This window comes from Prochlorococcus sp. MIT 1327 (assembly GCF_047304785.1).
Lineage (GTDB): Bacteria > Cyanobacteriota > Cyanobacteriia > PCC-6307 > Cyanobiaceae > Prochlorococcus > Prochlorococcus marinus_D.
This window is the reverse complement of sequence record NZ_CP138972.1, coordinates 321886-341002: the sequence shown is the minus strand read 5'-3', so window position 1 is coordinate 341002 and position 19117 is coordinate 321886. Positions and strand designations below refer to the sequence as shown.

The window sequence follows — 19117 nt, the reverse complement described above, 5'->3', positions numbered from 1 at the left end:
GCTATGGCCCCTGGAAACGGTTCCATAGTTCCTTTAGATTTGAACATGTCTCGGCCCTTCCCGCTCCACTCGCCTTACAAGCCAAGCGGCCGACCCATCCAAAGGAGTACCTCTTGGTTTCCCCTCTTCCGGTCTCTTCAGCCACAAACCGTCAGCAACGTTTGTGGGCTGCTGTAAAGGCTCATCGTGAGCCACTACCAGCAAAACAACGTCGATTCAAATGGGGCACCACCAGTTTCATGCTGGCCATGCATGTAGCAGCAACCTTCGCACTGCTACCACGCTTTTGGAGCTGGCAAGGGTTGGTCGCTTTTGCCGTTCTTTATTGGACCACGGTGCTCGGGGTGACCTTGGGGTTACATCGACTGGTCGCTCATCGCAGCTTTGTCGTACCCGTTTGGCTGGAGAGGATTCTGGTGATCATGGCCACGCTTGCCTGCCAGAGTGGCCCCATCGAATGGGTGGCTCTGCATCGCCACCATCACCGCTACTCCGACCAAACCAATGACCACCACGACGCCGGCCGTGGCCTCTGGTGGGCCCACAGTGAATGGATGCTGCATGAGATTCCAGCGCTGGATCACATGGACCGCTTTGCAGGAGATCTGCTAGCCGACCCTTTCTTCCGATGGCTTGATCGCTGGTTCCTGCTGCTACAGATCCCTCTCGGTCTTGGGCTCTACTGGTACGGAGAAGTCGCCCAGGTGCACGGTGGAGGACTTGGCCTGGTGCTCTGGGCCATCCCCCTGCGACTGGTGGTTGTGTACCACGTGACCTGGTTTGTGAACTCGGCGACCCATGCATTTGGCTACCGCAACTTCGACAGCCCAGACCTCTCTCGCAACTGCTGGTGGGTGGCGGTGCTGTCCTTCGGCGAGGGTTGGCACAACAATCACCATGCTTATCCCTCCAGCGCCCGTCATGGCCTGCGATGGTTTGAATTCGACATCACCTGGCAACACGTGAAGGCATTGCGTCGTCTTGGCCTGGCTCGTCGAGTCCAGCAAGCCCGCTATGTTTCCGGGGCTTCCTGAGCAACCAACAACTCTGAGCGGGCCCTGAGATCATCCAAAAACCCCTCTGCTCCCTGTCTGTTCACTCCACCCAAGGCCACCTGAGTTGCGTGCAGATCAAGCAATTCGCCATCGAGCTCCTCAGAGTTGTAATCCCTCAAACCAGCCATCACCTCCGCAAAACGTTCTCTGCGCTGCGCCTTAGTGACTGGATAAGCCTCCATCACCTTGTCCCGGCATTGACGCCACGATTTTCCATTGCATAGACAATCAGCCAAAGCAGCACTAAGAGCTGCGGCCTCATCTTCTTCAATTCGCCAATCAAAGCCAGCAGGTAAGGCAGCAAGACCCACAAAAATCTCAAACAGAGCGCCAGCGCCGAGTGGCTCACCATCTGCTCCTTCCAGAGGAAGAGAACTTTCCGAAAGCACCTTGAGTAAGTCGGGATGCCCCTCAACCAAGCGATCACGAATCGGCTCTAGACCGGCATGAAGGATGGCGTTGGCTTGACCCAATGCAAGAAACACTTCGGGGCCTGGTGAAGCGAGTTTGCCGTTGCGCAGATTAGAGATCTGCGAATTGTGCACCCGGCCGAGATCAAGGCATTCAGCCAAAGCCGGCAAGACCTTATGTGACCAACCATTGCGCTCATGCCAGACATGAATGAGATGAGCCATGGCCCGCCGCCCATCATCCAAGCGCTCGCGATAGCCCCTGGTCGCCGAATCAGATTCAACATCAGGCTTAGTCACTGGATAAGGATCCGTATCGTGTATAGTTTATGCACATTCGATAGATCGCTCATGGCCTCCAGAGTGATACCTACGCCTTCAACGATAAGCAGGCCTGCAGCTTCGCATAAGGCCTCAAGCCTTTCTACAAAACTTCAGCGCTCCTACACAAGCCAGGCCATTTGCCCACCTAAAGAATCAAGACGCTGGGGAACGATCGGATTCATGATCGCCATTCATGCCCTATCCATCCTGGCCCTGTTGCCCCGTTTCTGGAGCTGGCAAGCGATCACAACCCTTCTCGTCCTCTACTGGGTCACGGCCTGCCTCGGCGTGACGATCGGCTACCACCGTCTGCTCTCACACCGATCGTTTCGAGTACCCCACTGGCTGGAGCGCTTCTTTGCCACCTGCGGAACCTTGAGCTGCCAACACGGTCCAATCGACTGGGTAGGACTCCATCGCCACCATCACAAGTTTTCCGATACTGACCCCGACCACCACAACAGTCACAAGGGCTTCTGGTGGAGCCACATGGGCTGGATGTTTGAACCCATTCCAGCCATGCGGGTCGTGCCACGCCTCACTGTTGACCTGGCAGCGGATCCCTATTACCGCTGGCTTAACAAGTACTTTCTACTGTTGCAGCTCCCGCTAGCCGGTTTGCTCTTCTGGATCGGCAGCGTCAGTGGAGCCGGTGGGTGGGCCCTCGTGCTGTGGGGTATCCCCTTGCGCCTAACGATCGTGTATCACATCACCTGGCTGGTCAATTCCGCCAGTCACTGCTGGGGGACTGTGGCCTTCGACAGCGGTGACAACTCCCGCAACAACCCTTGGGTAGCAGCTCTTACATTTGGCGAAGGTTGGCACAACAACCACCACGCCTTCCCGCACTCCGCCATTCATGGACTCCAGCGCGGTCAGATCGACCTCACCTGGCAGCACATCCGCCTCATGCGAGCCCTAGGCTTGGCTCGCAAGATCCGGCTACCGATCACATCGTAAGGTTGTCGATCGCTCAACAGTCGTCGTCCGTCTTCTTATCGCCATGGCCAAGCGCGTACAAGTCGTCCTGAACGAAGACGTCCTCAGCCTCGGCAAGGACGGCGACCTAGTTGAGGTTGCTCCTGGTTATGCCCGCAACTTCCTGCTTCCCTTCGGCAAGGCTGTCCCTGTAACCCCAGCCGTGATGAAACAGGTCGGTCACCGACGTGCCAAGCAGGCCGAGCATCAGGCGGCAATCAAGCAGGAAGCCCTGGACTTCCAAACCGCGCTGGTCACAATCGGGCGTTTCACCGTTAAAAAGCAAACCGGCGAAGACGACGTCTTGTTCGGCACAGTCACCAATGGTGATGTCGCTGAAGCAATCGAAACAGCCACAAAGAAGGAGATCGACCGCCGCAATATCATCGTTCCGGAAATTCACCGAACCGGTAGCTACAAGGTGCAAGTGAAACTGCACAATGAAGTCAACGCCGAAATCAACCTCGAAGTCGTCAGCTACTGATTGCTGGCAAGGCTTACAAAACAAGCCAAAGTAGGTCTCCTTATAACGTCAGCTCCTCATCCATGGTGAGCGCCCCCCTGCCAAACAACGGCGATACCGCCGCAGAGGGGTCTCGTCCCTTCAGGAAAGCCTCTGCCACATCTCGAGAACCGAGCTTTGAAGCCCTGCCAGACTCCGTGCCTCCTCAAAATCTGGAGGCAGAGGAAGCTGTTCTAGGAGGCATCCTTCTTGATCCTGATGCCATCGGCAGAGTGGTCGATGTGCTCCAACCTGAGGCTTTTTATCTCAACGCCCATCGAGAGATCTTCCGCACAGCCCTGATGCTTCACAGCCAGGGCAAACCCACCGACCTCACAGCAATGAGCGCCTGGTTGGCCGACACAGGGTCCTTGGAGAAGGTAGGTGGCAGCAACCGTCTGATCGAACTTGTAGAGCGCGTCGCCTCTACTGCATCAATCGAGCAAGTGGCCCGTTTGGTGATGGACAAATTCCTACGGCGACAGTTGATTCGCTCAGGCAACGAAGTGATTCAACTCGGCTTTGACCAGGGCCTACCGATGGAACAGGTTCTCGACAAAGCAGAACAAACAATTTTTGCGATCAGCCAGGAAAAGCCATCCAAAGGTCTCACCCCCACAGCAGAAATCCTTACCAGCACCTTCAACGAGATCGAAAGCCGCTCACTAGGTACGTCCGTCGCAGGCATCCCGGTGAACTTCTACGACCTCGATGCCATGACCCAGGGTCTGCAGCGCAGTGACCTGATCATCGTGGCTGGCCGCCCAGCCATGGGCAAAACCTCCATGGTGCTCAATCTGACCAAAAACGTTGCTCAACTCCACAACCTGCCTGTGTGCTTATTCAGCCTGGAGATGAGCAAGGAACAACTCACCTATCGCCTCCTTTCAATGGAGGTTGGCATTGAGAGCAGTCGACTGAGAACAGGCCGTTTACGGCAGGAAGAGTGGCCTCTTCTGGGCCAGGGCATCAACACCCTTGGCCAGCTACCGATCTACATCGATGACAAACCCAATTCAGGCGTCCTGGAGATGCGTTCTCTCTCCAGGCGGCTCATGGCCGAACAAGGCAAAGAACTCGGACTCATCGTGATCGACTACCTACAACTGATGGAGGGCTCCACGCCTGATAACCGTGTTCAGGAACTCTCCCGGATTACCCGCGGCCTTAAGGGCATGGCCAGGGAACTGAACGTACCTGTGATTGCCTTATCACAGCTCAGCCGTGGGGTGGAATCCCGCACCAACAAACGCCCAATGCTCAGCGACCTGCGCGAGTCAGGCTCGATCGAACAGGACGCTGACCTGGTGCTGATGATCTACCGCGACGAGTACTACAACCCAGAAACCCCCGACCGCGGCATCACCGAAGTCATCGTGACCAAGCACCGCAACGGCCCTGTCGGCACAGTAAAACTACTGTTCGAGCCTCAATTCACACGGTTCCGCAACCTGGCGGCCTAAAGCAGCAATACATTGATGATTTCTACTGTTCTCTAGAACGTCACGGGCCCCATGCCCTTCAGTGCTCCCCCAACCGAACACTTCGACGTCATCATCGTCGGCGGTGGGCACGCCGGTTGTGAAGCCGCGATTACGGCAGCGCGCTTAGGCCTAAGTACAGCTTTATTCACCCTCAACCTCGATCGGATTGCCTGGCAACCGTGTAATCCCGCAGTGGGAGGGCCAGCCAAGAGTCAACTCGTGCATGAAGTCGATGCCCTTGGGGGGGTCATCGGACGCCTTGCCGATGCGACGGCGCTGCAAAAACGTGTGCTGAATGCAAGCCGCGGCCCTGCGGTCTGGGCCTTACGCGCCCAGACCGACAAACGCCTCTATTCACGCCAAATGCTGCAGTTGCTTCAACAAACAGCCAACCTCTCTCTAAGAGAAGCGATGGTGACTGGCCTCGAAGTCAAAGGTGATCCATCGGGTGGCGGGGAGCACTGGGAGCCAGCTCAAGGACATGCAGCACAAATCACAGGCGTACGGACCTATTTCGGCAGTATTTATCGGGCACAAGCCGTCGTGCTAACCACCGGCACGTTTCTTGGTGGTCAGATCTGGGTTGGCAATCAATCCATGCCGGCAGGTCGTGCCGGCGAGCAAGCCGCAGAAGGGCTCACCGAAGCCCTCGAGTCACTTGGCTTCCAAACCAATCGCCTCAAGACAGGCACTCCGGCCAGAGTCGATCGACGCAGCATTGCTCTCGATCAACTGGAAGAGCAACCCAGCGATGCCGCTGATCGCTTCTTCTCCTTCGACCCAACCGCCTGGGTTAGCGGTGAACAGATGAGCTGCCACATCACCCGCACCACCGCATCAACCCATCAACTGATTAAAGAGAACCTCAAACTAACGCCTATCTATGGAGGCTTTCTCGACAGCAAAGGGCCGCGTTACTGCCCATCAATCGAAGACAAGATCGTCCGTTTTGCTGACAAAGACTCTCACCAGATTTTTCTCGAACCGGAAGGTCGCGACACGCCAGAAATTTATGTGCAGGGATTCTCCACCGGACTACCTGAGCGGTTGCAACTCGACTTGCTACGCACCCTCCCAGGGCTTGAACAATGCGTCATGCTGCGGCCTGCCTATGCAGTCGATTACGACTACCTTCCCGCCACACAGCTCAGTCCTTCATTGCAAACCAAACGCGTCAAAGGGCTTTTCACTGCTGGGCAACTGAATGGCACAACCGGCTATGAAGAAGCCGCCGCCCAAGGGCTGGTTGCCGGTCTCAATGCAGCCCGTCTCGTCCAAGGCCAAGAGCAAGTGCAATTTCCGCGCGAGGGCAGCTATATCGGCACAATGATCGACGATCTTGTCAGCAAGGATCTACACGAGCCGTACCGGGTGCTCACCAGTCGAAGCGAATACCGCCTGATTTTGCGGGGCGACAACGCAGACCGACGCCTCACGCCTCTGGGCTATCAGCTAGGCCTGATTGATGCACGCCGTTGGCAGCTGTTTCAACGCAAACAAACCGCTCTAGAGGATGAAAAACAACGACTCGAAAAGCAGCGACTCAAAGCTAGCGATCCAGCCGCACCGGCCCTCGAGGCCAAAACAGGCGCAACAATCAAAGGGTCCATAACTCTGGCCGATCTGCTCCGACGTCCTGGCGTGCGTAGTGCTGATCTGATCGAGCATGGCCTAGTCGATCCAGAGCTTGCCCTAGGCGTAAGAGAAGGAGCAGAAATTGATATCAAGTACAGCGGTTACCTACAACGGCAGCAACAACAAATTGATCAATTGAAGCGGCAGAGCCAAAGACGCCTGCCTGCAAATCTCGACTACGCCAACATCAGCACCCTCTCTAAGGAAGCCCGCGAAAAACTAACTGCTGTAGGGCCACTCAATTTCGCTCAGGCCAGCCAGATTCCCGGTGTTAGCAAGGCAGATCTCACCGCCCTGTTGGTCTGGCTGGAACTGCAGAAGCGTCGAGCCCTCGCCGCCTCTGGTCACGATCGATAACGTTGGATGTCATTGGAAACGAACGGTGCCCTCTCAGCTCACCACCTCGCGGGCCTACTGGAACCTACGAGCTGAACAGGTGATGGACCGCGTCTTCCACGAGCAAGACAATCATCTGACCTCTGCCAGGGTGCATGTCCACGAATCACTCAAGGCGAAGCCACCTCAGTGGAAAACTCTTACTCTGTCTCTTACTGGTCTTGCCACTGCAGGGCTAATCAGCAGTGTCTGGCTAGCTCACAATTGGCAGGCCTCCCAAGCCCAGCTTGACCGAGAACGAAATTTGCTAGTCATGGAGCGGCTCAGAAAGTTACCCGCCGCATCTCGAACGACCAGCGAAGAACCCAGCAACAGCTCAAGCATTAGCGCCCAAAACACAAACGCTGAGCTGGCAGTCCTTCCCCAAACCCCGCTTGATCCTGATTGGGTCCAAAGCTTGGAGCCTGTCATCGTTCCCATCCGCGAAGAAACGTTCTCCAGCCACTCAAGTCACTTGCAGCGCAATGCAAGCGAAGTCCCCGTACTTGTAGGTGTCGTACATGGCCCTAAAGGCAGCAGCTCAGCAATCTTTCAGCTGAAGCAAACCTCCGCCTCCGCAAAACCCGGAGAGAACATCGGTAGCAGCAACTGGCGATTGGACTCTGTCAACGCCAATGGTGCCGTCATCAAAAATCAAGGTCAGCAACGTCAGCTCAACATTGGAGGCGCCTTCTGAACCAGACACCCTCAGGACTGATCTCACCAGCACGGGTCTGGGACGCCCCTAGCAAGGCAGTGCTCTCTGGTGAAGGCCCCTGGCAACTTCCCGGACCCTGGCGATTGATGCTGCTTGGGGATGGCAGCCCAACCCGCCACCTGAGACTGCTCACAGGCCATGAAGTGCAAGTCAACCTCATTGCCATGCAACCGGAACCCAATCCTGATGCAACAGCCCCGCAGGAAGTTCGCGAACTCAAACCACCTTTACTAAGGCGTCAGGTGTGGTTGATCTGCGACTCCCATACCCTGGCCTGGGCAGAAAGCTGGTGGAATTTCGATGAAGCCGAAAAGCATCTCCACAATCGCAATCAACCCATCTGGGACAGTCTCACAAAAGGCCGTTCCGAACTGTTTCGTGAAGTCGACGGACTGGGCCTTGTCGCTGCCGATTGGCTCGAATCCGCATTCGGCCAAACAGGGCCATTTTGGAGCCGTCATTATCGATTCTTTCGCCAAGAGCGTGAACTAACAGTGATCCGAGAAGTTTTCAGCCCTGAGCTCGAGAAATGGCTCGGACCCACTCCACGACAAGAGCTTCAACTCTGTTCATGACCAGAGCTCTCGATTTGTCGATTTTTAACTTGACAACTTGCCAACTCTTGTGCTTTCGGGAAGATTATTCAAGCGGTTCCCCTCTCCATGGCACCCTCCCCAAGCTGGCTGAGCCTCACTGATCTGGGACGCATCTACGGCATCTCAGCAATCAATTGCGGCCGAGCTCTACAACTGCAGGGCTTGCGCGATCGACATGGACGACCAACTCCAGGAGCCCTTGAGACTGGTGCAGCCCATAAGCACGGTCCACAAACCCCTCCACGCACAGCTCTCTGGAACGCGAAAATCTGCAAAGGCTTGCTTGAGAAAAGCGGCTACCAACCCATCAACCGAACACTTCAGGTGGAGCAATGGGCCGAACTGCTTGAGGCCCTTGAAGAGGGATCGCCCTCCATCAATGCAACAGCAGAGCAAATGGCTGAAGATCTACCTGAAGAACTGGTAGGTGACGTCAATGATCAACTCGCACTGCGAGGCTGCCATTTTCGCGTAGCGCACAAACCACATCAGGCATCTTTGAGCGCTGCAGCCTGATTGAATCGCGCAGGCTCAATCTCGCCGACGACTGGAACGCGGCAAAGGTCTCCGCTCCAGCGGTCGCTTCAATGATTCTGATGCGCTTCGGTTTGAAGCGGCCTCAGGATTAAGCCGCTCTGATGGGCGACGCTGCCAACGATCAACCTGGAAGGTGGACTCATCGGGCCAGTCATCCTCATGAGGCACAACCTCACTGCGAGAAGACGCAGGTTGAATCAAAGGGGGAACACGGCGAGAGATCGCTTCCAGTGGTCGCTTCACTCGCATTTCAGTGGACTGAGGCTCAGACTGCCAAGGCTCCAGCCAACCATCGTCCTCGTCATCTTCCAACAACCATTCAAGCTTGTCACCCACCCAGCGACCAACCGTTCCCAAGCTCGCAGCGGAACGACGGTCTGTACGACCAGATCCACGCTGTCCAGGGCGGGTGCCGGCCACACCATCAACCAACTGACGACCTGTCTCAAGCCACTGATCCAAACGACGATCCAAGGGATCCCTGGACCTTTGGCGACGTTGACGACGTGTATCCATGCATCGACGTTACCGGCGCCGCCGGTGCAACCACTGCTCCCGTTGCCAACCGATTAGGGCAATCGAGACCCCACTGACCTGAAGTACCCAGAAAAACATGTCCACTCAGGCCTCCGGTAACGCAGGTTCATAGACGAACACACAGCTGGCATGCCAGCTACCCCCATAGTGACGGTCGCAACATTGCCGACAAGCAGCGCGATGAACACGTCGCTGATAAGGAGAACGAAGACCACAGCGAGGGCAAACCGCCCACCACCGCGGCGGCGTTTGAGGCACGGGAAACTGATGGCGCACACTCACCTGAAACTGGTTCTGGGCAGCGTTAATGGCAGCCATCCGGGCATGAAAGTTGGGGCCATGACTCTCCTTAACCTGCAGTACAAGATCAATCCAGGCATGGATCATTTCGTGGCAAAGAGTGCTTTCAGTAGCGGTCTGAGGCAGAAGCTCCAGCAACGGACGAGAAAGAACAATCTCGCAGCTGTTGCGGCCGTCAACCCTTAAGCCACGACGATAAAAACCTGCTGTCTTGCGCAATCGACCATCACTCCACCGCACAGACAGAAGAGGCTGAGATCCAATCGCTAGGGCGCCATTGAAATATTCCCTATTGAAGCGATGAAACAGCGGCAGCAGAGGCACCAGAGGCATTAATGCGCGTGGGGTAGGCCCTTAAATCAAGCTTTGACAGTCTGCCCACTTCACACAATCGCTGAAGAGCCATATTTCTGAAGTCGGTCAGTCAGACTCTCTTTTCAATTGCATCAAGATGATGGATCTAGCCCTGGCACGGGACATTGGGACCAAAGCCCTATTAGCTGGCGCTGGAGCCCTACTGCTCTACTGGACCATCACGGCCGTCAGGCTGGTCTTCAGTGCAAGGGGCATCAACCCCTTGGTCAAGCAGTTCTTCACTCAGGTCGCGGCAGGTCGGATTGATGCTGCCTACCTACTCACCACCAAGACCTATCGGCAGCACGTCAACAGACAACAATTCATCCGCTTCCTGGCCAGTCTGAAACTCAACCGATATCGCAACCTCAAATCCGGTCGACCTAGGCTCCAAGAAGGCCAGGTCATCCTCACCATCAAACTCAAATCTGATGGCAAAGATGAATTAAAAATGGATTTCACATTCAGCAAGATTGACGATTCATGGCGAGTCGATCGCATTGTGCCCCTCAATTCATGACCGATCGTTCTTAAGACAGCTGCGGTGACCCCGACGTCGATACCACCCCCAGAGCGGGCAGCCGAACTACGCCAACTACTCAATCAGGCCGCCCACTCTTACTACGTACTTGATACACCAACGATGGAGGATGCCGTCTACGACCGCCTCTATCGCGAGCTACTGAACCTAGAAGCTAAAGATTCATCGCTACTCACCCCAGACAGCCCCACCCAAAGGATTGGTGGAGCCCCTGCTCAAGGCTTTGCAAGTGTTCAACATCGCATCCCATTACTCAGCCTCGACAATGCTTTCAATGTTGACGAACTAACGGGCTGGTACGTCCGACTCGCCAAGCTGCTTGGTCATCAAACCAACCCTAAAACGCCTCAACCTGATCTATCGATGGTGGGCGAACTGAAGATCGATGGCAACGCGCTAGCCCTCAGCTACGAACACGGCGTACTCATACGCGCAGCCACCCGCGGTGATGGCGCTAATGGAGAGGAGATCACAGCCAACGTTCGCACCATTGCCTCCATTCCGCTGCGATTACAACTCGTGCATCCTCCAGCCTGGCTGGAAGTGCGAGGAGAAGCGTTTATCCCGAATAGCACCTTTGCAGACATCAACACTGCCCGAGGAAAACGGGGCGACGTAGCCTTTGCCAACCCCCGCAATGCCTGTGCCGGCACGTTGCGTCAACTAGATCCCAAGGTGGTGGCCTCACGTCAGCTGGACTTCTTTGCCTACACCCTGCATCTACCAAACAACTGGCAAGCGAAAGCTCATGATCCAGCCAGACCCATGAACCAATGGGCAGCATTGCAATGGCTCCAGGCCATTGGCTTCAAAGTGAATCCAAACACCGCGTTGCTTGCGGATTTAACAGCGGTAGAAAACTTCTTCAAGCTCTGGGATGAGGATCGCCATCAACTTCCATACGCCACCGATGGAGTAGTCGTAAAGCTCAACGACTTACAACTACAAGAAACCGCAGGCTTTACTCAAAAGGCCCCACGTTGGGCGATTGCACTCAAATACGCCGCTGAAGAAGCCCCAAGCAAATTGCTAAGACTCACCTGCCAGGTAGGACGCACAGGCGCCGTAACACCTGTGGCTGAATTCGAAGCGATACCACTAGCAGGTACAAGTGTGAGCCGCGCCACACTGCACAACGCCAATCGGGTCAGCGAGCTCGATCTCCATAGCGGCGACACCATCGTGGTGCGCAAGTCCGGCGAAATCATCCCGGAAGTGATAGGTGTGTTGAGAGAACTACGACCTGCAGGAGCACAGACACTCAAGCTGCCTCATATCTGTCCGGAATGCCGATCAGACCTAGTGCGGGAAGAAGACGAAGCCGCAACACGCTGTGTCAACAGCAGCTGCCCAGCGATCCTGCGCGGAACACTGCGTCACTGGGTCAGCAAAGGAGCTCTGGATGTAGATGGCCTCGGCAGCAAGCTGATCGAACAGCTGGTCAACCGCGGTCTAGTGCAATCGATTGCTGACCTCTATGCCCTCGAGGCAAGCCTTCTGGCAAGCATGGATCGTATGGGCAGTAAATCAACAGCAAACCTAATAACCGCCCTGCAAGCCTCCAAAAGCAAGCCCTGGCATAAGCAGCTCTACGGCCTAGGCATCCACCACGTCGGCGAAGTCAACGCTAAAGCCCTAGCTAAAAAGTTCCCCAGCGCCGCCACACTGGCCAACGCCGCCTGCAAGGCACCCGAACAAATCACGTCAGTGTTCGGAGTCGGCAACGAAATTGCGCAGTCACTACAACAATGGTTTGCCACCCCCGCCAATCAACAGCTTCTGGCCAAGTTGAAACAGCTAGGCATCTCCCTGGAAGCCAATGAAGACGAGCTCGCTCACGACACAGATCAAAACCAAAGAACGGTCAGCTTGCAGGGCCAAACCTTTGTATTAACAGGCACTCTGCCAACCCTGAGCCGCAGCGAAGCCCAAGCCCTGATCGAAGCCGCCGGTGGCAAAGTCAATAGCTCTGTCAGCAAAAACACCAGTTATGTGGTGGCTGGAGTTGAAGCGGGCAGCAAGCTTAACAAGGCCGAGAAACTTGAAGTCACGGTCCTTAACCAGGAGGAGCTGCTCAAACTTTTGGCCAGCTGAAGTTCTCCATCCCTAGGCTTTGAATCACTGCATAAGAGCATGAGCCAAGCCAACATCAACACCTGGATCAAAACAGCCTGCGGACGTGCCAAATATGCAGATCTGGCTCAACGCACTGGGGTGCTTGCACGCCTCCGGCTGATCTGGTTCGTGTTCTTTGCCGCCCTCAAAGACTGGCAGCTAGACAACCCAGATCAACTGGATGGCTCGGAATCCTGAAGAGCTCGCTTGGCTGCAAGGCCTACCAGCCACACCACCACAACCGTGGCCAATACCCCAACAATTCTGAGAGTCCAGGTGGCGGGGTCTGCCTGGCCAGAGAGAACATCCCCAAATCGCGCCACATCTCCAGCTAGTGCACCAAACCCACAAAACAAAACAGTGCCAGGAAGAATGCCGATCAAACCGATCGAATAATCCCGCAGACTCACCTCACTGAGGCCATATGCCAGGTTGAGCACACTAAAAGGGAACGCTGGAGACAGGCGGGTTAAGAGCACCAACTTGAGACCCTCACGACTCACCGCCTTCTCAACAGCCTGCAGTTTTGGCACAACTGCCAGGCGACGTCGAGCCCAATTCCTTAGCCAGTAACGTCCAAGCAGAAAGGATGCCTCTGCACCCAAGCAGGCACCGACAAACACCAACAAACTGCCTAACCCAGTCCCGAAGAGAGCACCTGCAAGCATCGAGGCCCATACGCCTGGCAGCAACAAGGTGACCCAAAGTGCATAGAGAGGCACAAACAGAACTGCACCAATAGGTGTCTGCAAGAAAGGCAGCCAAGATTCCAGCCAAGTCCCCGGATCCATCAACACAAGCAATCTGCATGCAACACCAATACATCTCATACTCAAGATTCATGCAGACTTGGCGATGCGTAGGCACAAACTTCTGCAGCAAGCCTTGTTGGCCACTCTCTCCGCCATAGGCCTACCAGCGCTATGGCGACAAGCCAAAGCTACTAACACAACAGCAGCCATCAACGAGCTACGCCGATGCCTCGGCACACGTCTATTCAGACCCACACTTGCTTGGGCAAAACCACAAGCAAAAACGCCAGGCCCCTTACAATTAAAAAATCATTGAACCTAAGGGCCCTCTTGCTGGGATCTTGACATACCTCGTCGAGGCCTGTCTTCATCACCCTTAGCCAATGAGCCTGACAAGGCCAAACACCTTGATCGGTTCCGGCAAGCCTTTCACGGCTTGAGGGCCAAGATCCACAACCTCGACTGCATCATCAACGAGGGCGAATAGCTCGCCGCTGATCAGGATCGGGTAATCCTTGAACCGCCTGGTCAATCCCTCTAGACGGCTGGCGACATTCACCGTCGCGCCGATCACGGTGAACTCCAGTCGATCGCTCGAACCAAGGTTTCCGGCGATCAGATCCCCGAAGTGCATACCGATACCCTGGCTCAATGTTGACCGTTGTTCCGCTGTGAGCTGATCATTCAGTCTTGCCAGGCTCTTCTGCATCGCAAGAGCTGCGCGGATTGCCGCCAGAGCTTCCTCGCGATCGCCGCGGGATTCCGGGATGCCGAATTCCGCCATCAATGAATCCCCGATGAACTTATCGAGTAATCCGTTCTCGGCTAATACAGCGCCGGCAAGACCATCGAAATAGGCATTGAGCAGGTTGAAGAGTGTCTCTGGTTTGAGCTGGGAGCTGAGGCGTGTGAATCCCACAAGATCGGTGAACAGAACCACACAGCGGCAGTGTTGACCGCCGAGTTGGGTCCCGAATCGGTCCGGTTCCTTGAGAATCCTCTGCAGCAGCCTCGGCGATACGCGCCGCTCCAGCACACGCCGCAACTCATTTCTTTCTCTGCTTTCTTGCAGCCAAGTCTGTGTTGCTTTGGTGCCTCCGCCCAGCACCAGCCCTGCAAGCACTGCGGCCTGGGGTAACCAACGTTGGAAACCCAGCCAGATCGCTCCTGTCAGCAGCAGACTCAGCCCGATCAGCAGCAGAGTCGTGAGCACCACTGCTCTGCTCGATCGCGCACGCAGCAGCAGCAGTCCGGCCACCGTGAGCCATCCGATCAGCAGCGGAATCTCCCAGAAAGCTTGCAGTGGCAACAGTCCTGTGCTGTCCGCCACGGCGGCTATCGCTACGGCTTGCACCTCCACCCCGCTGACCGGGCCAAAGGGGGTTTCACGATGATGACCCATCGCGGCAGCCGTGGTGCCGATCAGGACGAGTCGGTCCTTCCAGACAGCATCCGGCTGTGTCTCAAGTTGCCAGGCCGGCACTGTCGGCCAATCACCTGCTGGACCGCCGAAAGGAAGGCCAAGGGGTTCTCGGGTTGGAGGGCGACCGTTCGCCACGAAGGCCAGCGCTGTTGGATGCGGGCCGGGAAAGCTTCGCAGTTCACGTTCGTTCCAATTGCTGCCGGGAATGGCTCGTACCTGTCCTCGATCGCTGAGCAGCAGTGTGGCCAGACCAATCCGCGGCCAGGGCCAGGGAGGGAGCACAAGATTGCGTTTCTCAATGCCGTCGTTGCTGTTGCGTTCGAAATCAGCGGCAAGCGTGATGCGATCCCTCCAGGGAGCGAGTCGATCCAAAAACTGCTGGTCATCCTTTGGGCCGTAAGCACTGGGATTGGCAAACACGATGTTGAAGATCACTCCTCGAGCACCACGCTCAAGCACATAGGCCGCGAGTTCGGCCTGGAGTGATCGAGGCCATGGCCAGGGTCCCATTGCCTGTAATAGGGGGGAACTGCTCTTCTCTTCCGGGGTAAGCAACGCATCGACAGCGAGTGATGTCTCATCGATGGCGACGATCACTGGGTCGTTGGAGGGCTCCTTGCGACCATGCAGCAGCATGGCGAGACTTTGGATCTCAAGGTCGAGCTGCTCCAGCATTGCGATTGGTCGGTACTGCCGCAATGCAGGCATCCCGATCAGGATGGGCAGGACCAATGCCAGCCCCCACCACCAGAAGCGAGGGTGTGGCATCCGCCTCATGGATCTGACTTGATCGGAGCCTGGCTCAAAACAGCCTCCACTTCAGGCATGGTCTCCATGGGAGCCTGGAAGCCATTGAGCAACTGGCTCTTCCTACGCCGGATCATCGCCTGCTTGCGAGTCAACGGGAGGGGTCCGCTCCATGTGGCAGTGCTGTCATCATAGGTAAGCACCTGCCCACCACTCAGGGAGAAGGCTTCGCCGGAGTCGGCATTGACGCTTACCTCCCCTTCCCAACTAAGAAAGATGATCTTGTCATCTTGGTCATCAATGAAGAGGGTCGTACCACGGATCGCGGCGGTGGCGATCCGGGTGCGAATTTGAAGTGGCCTTAACCCTGATCCGCCCGGAGCGATCCAGGCAATCACCTGACCGCTGCGGTGGTTGATCGTGTTGCCGTTGATCTGAAGGGATGCGTTGCCGCCCATGCGGAAGTTGCGGTTGCCCTGGCTCATGCGGATCTGCATCCGGCCGGGTGTGGCCGTACGTAGCAGTGTCTTGTTCTCCAGTGACTGGCCTTTACGGGCCACAATTTCTTTTTGCCCAGGTGGGCGTTGAAAGGCAGGTTGTGAGACCACTTCCTCAATGCTGGCGATCGGTCTGGATTGGGCCGAGCCAGACGCTGCCATCAACACACCGGAGGTGATGGCAACGATCGCGAGTTGGAATGCGGATCTCATCGGTGCAAGCTGTGGTCTCACTCATTCTGGTGCGGAAATTGGAGGCAGACCATTGCACCGGTTTTCTGCGTTTCCTGATCGCAGAACAGATCGCTGGGGGGGAACGACTGGCACCTCGACAGGTAGCGCGACCCCCGATGCAAGCTCGACATCGACCGCAACCGTCAGATAAATGGTGGATTGCCTGGCCACAAACCAAATCCCAGCGGAAGCCACAAGCAACAACAGCATGTGAATACTGCCATGACCCTAATTCGCGCCGCCACACCTGGCGCCAGCTCCTAGTCAAACGAAGGTAATTTCACTAACCAAACTGGCAACAGGAGTTCTTGGGCCCGAACGACGAACAGCTGCTGAGCATCAAACTGGGTTACAACCCCACCAACCTTTTCCGAGTACACCATGGGGTCGGCAGCGATCAATAAATCCAAGCCTCAAACCAATGCCCACCGGCAAAACACATCAACTCGAAGCTGATGTGTAATAGCGCAAAGCAAACAGCCAAAAAGCCCGGCTTCCAACAAAAAAAATCACAGCCAAAAACATTCCCAAAGCCAACATCGGCATGGCCGCACGACCAAGGATGACCTCTGCTGGAACCGTGGTCAAAAAAGCAACCGGTAACACCAAAATGAACACCAAGCGCAGAGTCGGCGGATAGGCACTCACTGGGAACCGACCGGAAGCCAGCACGGCCCGTAGCACTTCAGTGGCATTCCAGGTCTTCACGAACCAGATACTCGTGGCAGCAATCACAAACCACAGGGCATAGAGAATCACACCGCCTACACAAAGCATCAAAACAGCGACCAATACTGTGCCAAGGCTGAAAGATGCGCCTGCCCGGGATGCAGCCCAGACGATCAAAACCAACCCCAACCCCATTTCCGGAAGGCCCGCCGGCGCCATGATGCGTAGCGAGACCCAAAACTGACTGTCGATCGGCTTCAACAGCACAAAATCCAAAGTGCCCTCACGCACGTGGGTGACAATCGCACCGAGGTTTGGTCGTAGCCAGGTGCTGGAAACACCATCCAAAAAGGTGTAAATGCCCTGAACCACAAGGGCAGCCTCCCAACTCCAACCACCCAGATCTCGCCCCTGCCCAAAGAACACAGACAGCACAAAGATGCTGCCAGCCAAACTGCCGACCATGGCCAGCAAATCGATCAGCATGTTGGCCTGATACTCCAACTGCCCAGCCAATGCCGTGCCCCAAAAACGCTTCAAGCTGAGCAAGTAGCGCCCCATCTCAAGCACCCATCGCTGTATAGCGACGCACCCCAGCGCGCCAAGCAATTACCACCAACGGCAGCAACAGCATCAACCAAAACAACTGAGCCGCAAAGCCAGCAACAAAATCAACAGGCAAACCCGCCAGAACCCGTGCCGGAAAATCAATCAGATAGGGAAACGGTGTCCAGAAACAAACCGTTCGCGCCGCATCTGGGAAGGCAGCAATAGGGACCAACCAACCAGAGCAATAGAGATATGGAATCAATAGCAAGCGCTCTAAAGCACTAGCCTTCTCACTCCAAAAACAGAGTGCGGCAATCAAACTCTGTAGCAAAAAATTGATACTAAAAGCCAGCAAGATGGCCAGACAAGCCAACAAGAACTGGCCAAGCGACGGTAACCAAAAAGACGTTGGATAAAGCAAGAAAAAAATGGCTGCAATGCCAATAGAAAAAGGAAAACGAGTGACTCGTTCAGCCACATGAGCAGCCACATAACGCCAAAGTGGATGCAGAGGCTGGAGCAAAAAGGGAGATAAACGCCCGAGCAAGGCATCCTCCTCAAAGGCAAAAACCACCCAAACCACTGAAAACTGACGCACCATGAAGACGCTGAGGTAATAACGGGCCAAGCCCACCCCCTTGAAGCCAAATGACGCTCCAGCGTCACTTTGACTCCAAAGGCTCAACATGATGAAAGGCAGCACACCCGAGAGAGCCCAAAGAGCAATCTCAGCGCGATACTGAACCATGTTGGCGTGCTGAGAAGCCAACAAGGCCCTCACCACCGGCCAAGAGAGGCCAGCAATCTTCATACAACCCTCCCCTTACGGAACAGGCTGCCAATCAATTCATCGATCGGTGGATCATTAACTTCAAGATCCAAAACATCAAAATTGGCCAGCAGACGTGCCACAACCTCAGTGAGCTCACTGCGTGAAACCAGAAGACGCACGGCTCGATCATCCAGTGCTTCCAACTCGCCATAACCGACGAAGTCTTCCGGGGAAGCTGACCGATTGAGCTCAAGACGAACCTGACGGAAGGGAGACAGGCTCGTGGCTAATGCATCAAGGCCACCATCGTGAATGAGCTCTCCTTGATGAATCAATAACACCCTCGAACACAAAGCAGTGATGTCGGCCATGTAGTGACTTGTCAGCAACACCGTTGCGCCCGTTTGACGGTTGTACTCGGCCAGGAAACTACGCACCCTCGCCTGAGCATTCACATCCAAGCCAAGGGTCGGTTCATCAAGAAAAAGCACCGAGGGACGATGCAATAGGGCCGCTAATAACTCAGCCTTCATGCGCTGTCCAAGGGACAACTTACGCACCGGGCGGGTGAGCTCTTCTGCGATCTCCAACATCTCCGCCAACTCATTAATCCGGTATCGGGCCTCCTTCTCTCCAATGCCATAGACCGCAGCATTGACCGAGAGCGAATCGAGTGGCGGCAAGTCCCAGATCAGCTGCTGCTTCTGACCCATCACCAAAGTGATCTGCTTGAGAAAAGCAGCCTGACGTCGCTGAGGCACATAACCAGCGACATGGACCCTTCCTGCGCTGGGATGAATTAAGCCGCAAAGCATTTTCAAGGTGGTGGTTTTTCCCGCACCGTTGGCACCAAGGAAGCCCACCATTTCCCCTGGCTGGATGCTGAAGCTCACATGACGAACCGCTTGAACATCATGAGTCTTGCGGCGAAAAAAATGGTTGAGCGTGCCAACAAAACCAGGACTCTTATCCGCGACTTGATAGGTCTTACTGAGCTGCTCTACCTCAATCAC

At 55.6% G+C, this 19117-nt stretch carries 22 protein-coding genes and 1 pseudogene; 14 read left to right on the top strand and 9 right to left on the bottom strand.

What is annotated here, in order from left to right:
* Positions 1 to 113 precede the first annotated feature (113 nt).
* Positions 114 to 1034 (top strand): acyl-CoA desaturase, encoded by a 921-nt coding sequence (locus SIB80_RS01635; protein WP_011131536.1) that lies wholly within the window; start codon positions 114 to 116, stop codon positions 1032 to 1034.
* Here SIB80_RS01635 and SIB80_RS01630 read toward each other — a convergent pair.
* Positions 1013 to 1765: a hypothetical protein gene (locus SIB80_RS01630; protein WP_063398645.1), complete on the bottom strand. Its 753-nt coding sequence runs from the start codon at positions 1763 to 1765 to the stop codon at positions 1013 to 1015. The two genes, SIB80_RS01635 and SIB80_RS01630, sit on opposite strands and share 22 nt — an antisense overlap.
* Before the next feature lie 51 nt (positions 1766 to 1816).
* On the opposite strand from SIB80_RS01630, the gene SIB80_RS01625 reads away from it, so the two are divergent.
* From SIB80_RS01625 to SIB80_RS01595, 7 genes are all read left to right on the top strand, one after another.
* The gene (locus SIB80_RS01625) at positions 1817 to 2749 is read left to right on the top strand and encodes an acyl-CoA desaturase (protein ID WP_063398644.1); all 933 of its coding nucleotides are present in this window, start codon (positions 1817 to 1819) and stop codon (positions 2747 to 2749) included.
* 43 nt (positions 2750 to 2792) lie between these two features.
* Positions 2793 to 3251, top strand: coding sequence for a 50S ribosomal protein L9 (gene rplI / locus SIB80_RS01620; RefSeq protein WP_011131539.1), 459 nt, complete (start codon positions 2793 to 2795; stop codon positions 3249 to 3251).
* A gap of 62 nt (positions 3252 to 3313) precedes the next feature.
* Entirely contained in the window at positions 3314 to 4732 is a 1419-nt protein-coding gene (gene dnaB, locus SIB80_RS01615; RefSeq protein WP_063420695.1) for a replicative DNA helicase, read from the top strand.
* 51 nt (positions 4733 to 4783) lie between these two features.
* Positions 4784 to 6745, top strand: a complete 1962-nt coding sequence (gene mnmG / locus SIB80_RS01610) for a tRNA uridine-5-carboxymethylaminomethyl(34) synthesis enzyme MnmG (protein WP_063420696.1) — start codon at positions 4784 to 4786, stop codon at positions 6743 to 6745.
* A 25-nt stretch (positions 6746 to 6770) separates the two neighbouring features.
* Entirely contained in the window at positions 6771 to 7460 is a 690-nt protein-coding gene (locus SIB80_RS01605) for a pilus assembly protein PilZ (RefSeq protein WP_236066183.1), read from the top strand.
* 17 nt (positions 7461 to 7477) lie between these two features.
* On the top strand, positions 7478 to 8056 hold the full coding sequence (locus SIB80_RS01600; RefSeq protein WP_169190004.1) for a chorismate lyase: 579 nt from the start codon (positions 7478 to 7480) through the stop codon (positions 8054 to 8056).
* Between the two features lie 87 nt (positions 8057 to 8143).
* Positions 8144 to 8593, top strand: a complete 450-nt coding sequence (locus tag SIB80_RS01595; RefSeq protein ID WP_011131544.1) for a hypothetical protein — start codon at positions 8144 to 8146, stop codon at positions 8591 to 8593.
* Between the two features lie 15 nt (positions 8594 to 8608).
* On the opposite strand, the gene SIB80_RS01590 is transcribed toward SIB80_RS01595, so the two are convergent.
* A complete protein-coding gene (locus SIB80_RS01590; protein WP_063420698.1) occupies positions 8609 to 9130 on the bottom strand; it encodes a hypothetical protein in 522 nt (173 codons plus the stop codon).
* 105 nt (positions 9131 to 9235) lie between these two features.
* Positions 9236 to 9784: a SprT family zinc-dependent metalloprotease gene (locus SIB80_RS01585; RefSeq protein ID WP_011131546.1), complete on the bottom strand. Its 549-nt coding sequence runs from the start codon at positions 9782 to 9784 to the stop codon at positions 9236 to 9238.
* Positions 9785 to 9905: 121 nt separating this feature from the next.
* On the opposite strand from SIB80_RS01585, the gene SIB80_RS01580 reads away from it, so the two are divergent.
* Genes SIB80_RS01580 through SIB80_RS01570 form a run of 3 tightly spaced genes read left to right on the top strand, consistent with a single transcriptional unit; the run spans position 9906 to position 12659 of the window.
* Positions 9906 to 10325, top strand: coding sequence for a hypothetical protein (locus tag SIB80_RS01580; RefSeq protein WP_063396619.1), 420 nt, complete (start codon positions 9906 to 9908; stop codon positions 10323 to 10325).
* A 24-nt stretch (positions 10326 to 10349) separates the two neighbouring features.
* Positions 10350 to 12440, top strand: a complete 2091-nt coding sequence (gene ligA / locus SIB80_RS01575) for an NAD-dependent DNA ligase LigA (protein WP_063420699.1) — start codon at positions 10350 to 10352, stop codon at positions 12438 to 12440.
* A 39-nt stretch (positions 12441 to 12479) separates the two neighbouring features.
* The gene (locus SIB80_RS01570) at positions 12480 to 12659 is read left to right on the top strand and encodes a hypothetical protein (RefSeq protein ID WP_063420700.1); all 180 of its coding nucleotides are present in this window, start codon (positions 12480 to 12482) and stop codon (positions 12657 to 12659) included.
* Here the strand turns inward: SIB80_RS01570 and SIB80_RS01565 are convergent.
* Positions 12635 to 13252, bottom strand: coding sequence for a TVP38/TMEM64 family protein (locus tag SIB80_RS01565; protein ID WP_169190001.1), 618 nt, complete (start codon positions 13250 to 13252; stop codon positions 12635 to 12637). The genes SIB80_RS01570 and SIB80_RS01565 overlap by 25 nt on opposite strands.
* A gap of 64 nt (positions 13253 to 13316) precedes the next feature.
* On the opposite strand from SIB80_RS01565, the gene SIB80_RS01560 reads away from it, so the two are divergent.
* Entirely contained in the window at positions 13317 to 13529 is a 213-nt protein-coding gene (locus tag SIB80_RS01560; protein ID WP_063420702.1) for a hypothetical protein, read from the top strand.
* Positions 13530 to 13589: 60 nt separating this feature from the next.
* On the opposite strand, the gene SIB80_RS01555 is transcribed toward SIB80_RS01560, so the two are convergent.
* Together SIB80_RS01555 and SIB80_RS01550 are read right to left on the bottom strand one after the other, a co-directional pair.
* The gene (locus SIB80_RS01555) at positions 13590 to 15413 is read right to left on the bottom strand and encodes an adenylate/guanylate cyclase domain-containing protein (protein WP_063420703.1); all 1824 of its coding nucleotides are present in this window, start codon (positions 15411 to 15413) and stop codon (positions 13590 to 13592) included.
* Positions 15410 to 16093 (bottom strand): FecR family protein, encoded by a 684-nt coding sequence (locus tag SIB80_RS01550; RefSeq protein WP_063420866.1) that lies wholly within the window; start codon positions 16091 to 16093, stop codon positions 15410 to 15412. Before SIB80_RS01550 ends, SIB80_RS01555 begins: the two co-directional genes overlap by 4 nt.
* Between SIB80_RS01550 and SIB80_RS01545 the strand changes: the two genes are divergently transcribed.
* Positions 16081 to 16392: a hypothetical protein gene (locus tag SIB80_RS01545; protein WP_169190002.1), complete on the top strand. Its 312-nt coding sequence runs from the start codon at positions 16081 to 16083 to the stop codon at positions 16390 to 16392. The two genes, SIB80_RS01550 and SIB80_RS01545, sit on opposite strands and share 13 nt — an antisense overlap.
* A gap of 24 nt (positions 16393 to 16416) precedes the next feature.
* Positions 16417 to 16518, top strand: a pseudogene (locus SIB80_RS01540) (BBE domain-containing protein); the annotation flags it as partial.
* A gap of 37 nt (positions 16519 to 16555) precedes the next feature.
* Here the strand turns inward: SIB80_RS01540 and SIB80_RS01535 are convergent.
* The 3 genes from SIB80_RS01535 to SIB80_RS01525 are packed head-to-tail and all read right to left on the bottom strand — an operon-like array spanning position 16556 to position 19117.
* The gene (locus SIB80_RS01535; protein ID WP_063420705.1) at positions 16556 to 17344 is read right to left on the bottom strand and encodes an ABC transporter permease; all 789 of its coding nucleotides are present in this window, start codon (positions 17342 to 17344) and stop codon (positions 16556 to 16558) included.
* A gap of 1 nt (position 17345) precedes the next feature.
* Positions 17346 to 18143: an ABC transporter permease gene (locus SIB80_RS01530; RefSeq protein ID WP_063420706.1), complete on the bottom strand. Its 798-nt coding sequence runs from the start codon at positions 18141 to 18143 to the stop codon at positions 17346 to 17348.
* The gene (locus tag SIB80_RS01525; protein WP_063420868.1) at positions 18140 to 19117 is read right to left on the bottom strand and encodes an ATP-binding cassette domain-containing protein; all 978 of its coding nucleotides are present in this window, start codon (positions 19115 to 19117) and stop codon (positions 18140 to 18142) included. The genes SIB80_RS01530 and SIB80_RS01525 overlap by 4 nt, the downstream gene beginning before the upstream one ends.

What these genes read in the sequence shown, in the direction of transcription:
- mnmG (WP_063420696.1), top strand. Translation starts at nt 4,784, where the DNA reads ATGCCCTTCAGTGCTCCCCCAACCGAACACTTCGACGTCATCATCGTC.
- SIB80_RS01530 (WP_063420706.1), bottom strand. Translation starts at nt 18,143, where the DNA reads ATGAAGATTGCTGGCCTCTCTTGGCCGGTGGTGAGGGCCTTGTTGGCT.
- SIB80_RS01555 (WP_063420703.1), bottom strand. Translation starts at nt 15,413, where the DNA reads ATGAGGCGGATGCCACACCCTCGCTTCTGGTGGTGGGGGCTGGCATTG.
- SIB80_RS01585 (WP_011131546.1), bottom strand. Translation starts at nt 9,784, where the DNA reads ATGCCTCTGGTGCCTCTGCTGCCGCTGTTTCATCGCTTCAATAGGGAA.
- SIB80_RS01625 (WP_063398644.1), top strand. Translation starts at nt 1,817, where the DNA reads ATGGCCTCCAGAGTGATACCTACGCCTTCAACGATAAGCAGGCCTGCA.
- SIB80_RS01565 (WP_169190001.1), bottom strand. Translation starts at nt 13,252, where the DNA reads ATGGATCCGGGGACTTGGCTGGAATCTTGGCTGCCTTTCTTGCAGACA.
- SIB80_RS01580 (WP_063396619.1), top strand. Translation starts at nt 9,906, where the DNA reads ATGGATCTAGCCCTGGCACGGGACATTGGGACCAAAGCCCTATTAGCT.
- dnaB (WP_063420695.1), top strand. Translation starts at nt 3,314, where the DNA reads ATGGTGAGCGCCCCCCTGCCAAACAACGGCGATACCGCCGCAGAGGGG.
- SIB80_RS01560 (WP_063420702.1), top strand. Translation starts at nt 13,317, where the DNA reads ATGCGTAGGCACAAACTTCTGCAGCAAGCCTTGTTGGCCACTCTCTCC.
- rplI (WP_011131539.1), top strand. Translation starts at nt 2,793, where the DNA reads ATGGCCAAGCGCGTACAAGTCGTCCTGAACGAAGACGTCCTCAGCCTC.
- SIB80_RS01535 (WP_063420705.1), bottom strand. Translation starts at nt 17,344, where the DNA reads ATGGGGCGCTACTTGCTCAGCTTGAAGCGTTTTTGGGGCACGGCATTG.
- SIB80_RS01550 (WP_063420866.1), bottom strand. Translation starts at nt 16,093, where the DNA reads ATGAGATCCGCATTCCAACTCGCGATCGTTGCCATCACCTCCGGTGTG.
- SIB80_RS01595 (WP_011131544.1), top strand. Translation starts at nt 8,144, where the DNA reads ATGGCACCCTCCCCAAGCTGGCTGAGCCTCACTGATCTGGGACGCATC.
- SIB80_RS01590 (WP_063420698.1), bottom strand. Translation starts at nt 9,130, where the DNA reads ATGGATACACGTCGTCAACGTCGCCAAAGGTCCAGGGATCCCTTGGAT.
- SIB80_RS01570 (WP_063420700.1), top strand. Translation starts at nt 12,480, where the DNA reads ATGAGCCAAGCCAACATCAACACCTGGATCAAAACAGCCTGCGGACGT.
- SIB80_RS01545 (WP_169190002.1), top strand. Translation starts at nt 16,081, where the DNA reads ATGCGGATCTCATCGGTGCAAGCTGTGGTCTCACTCATTCTGGTGCGG.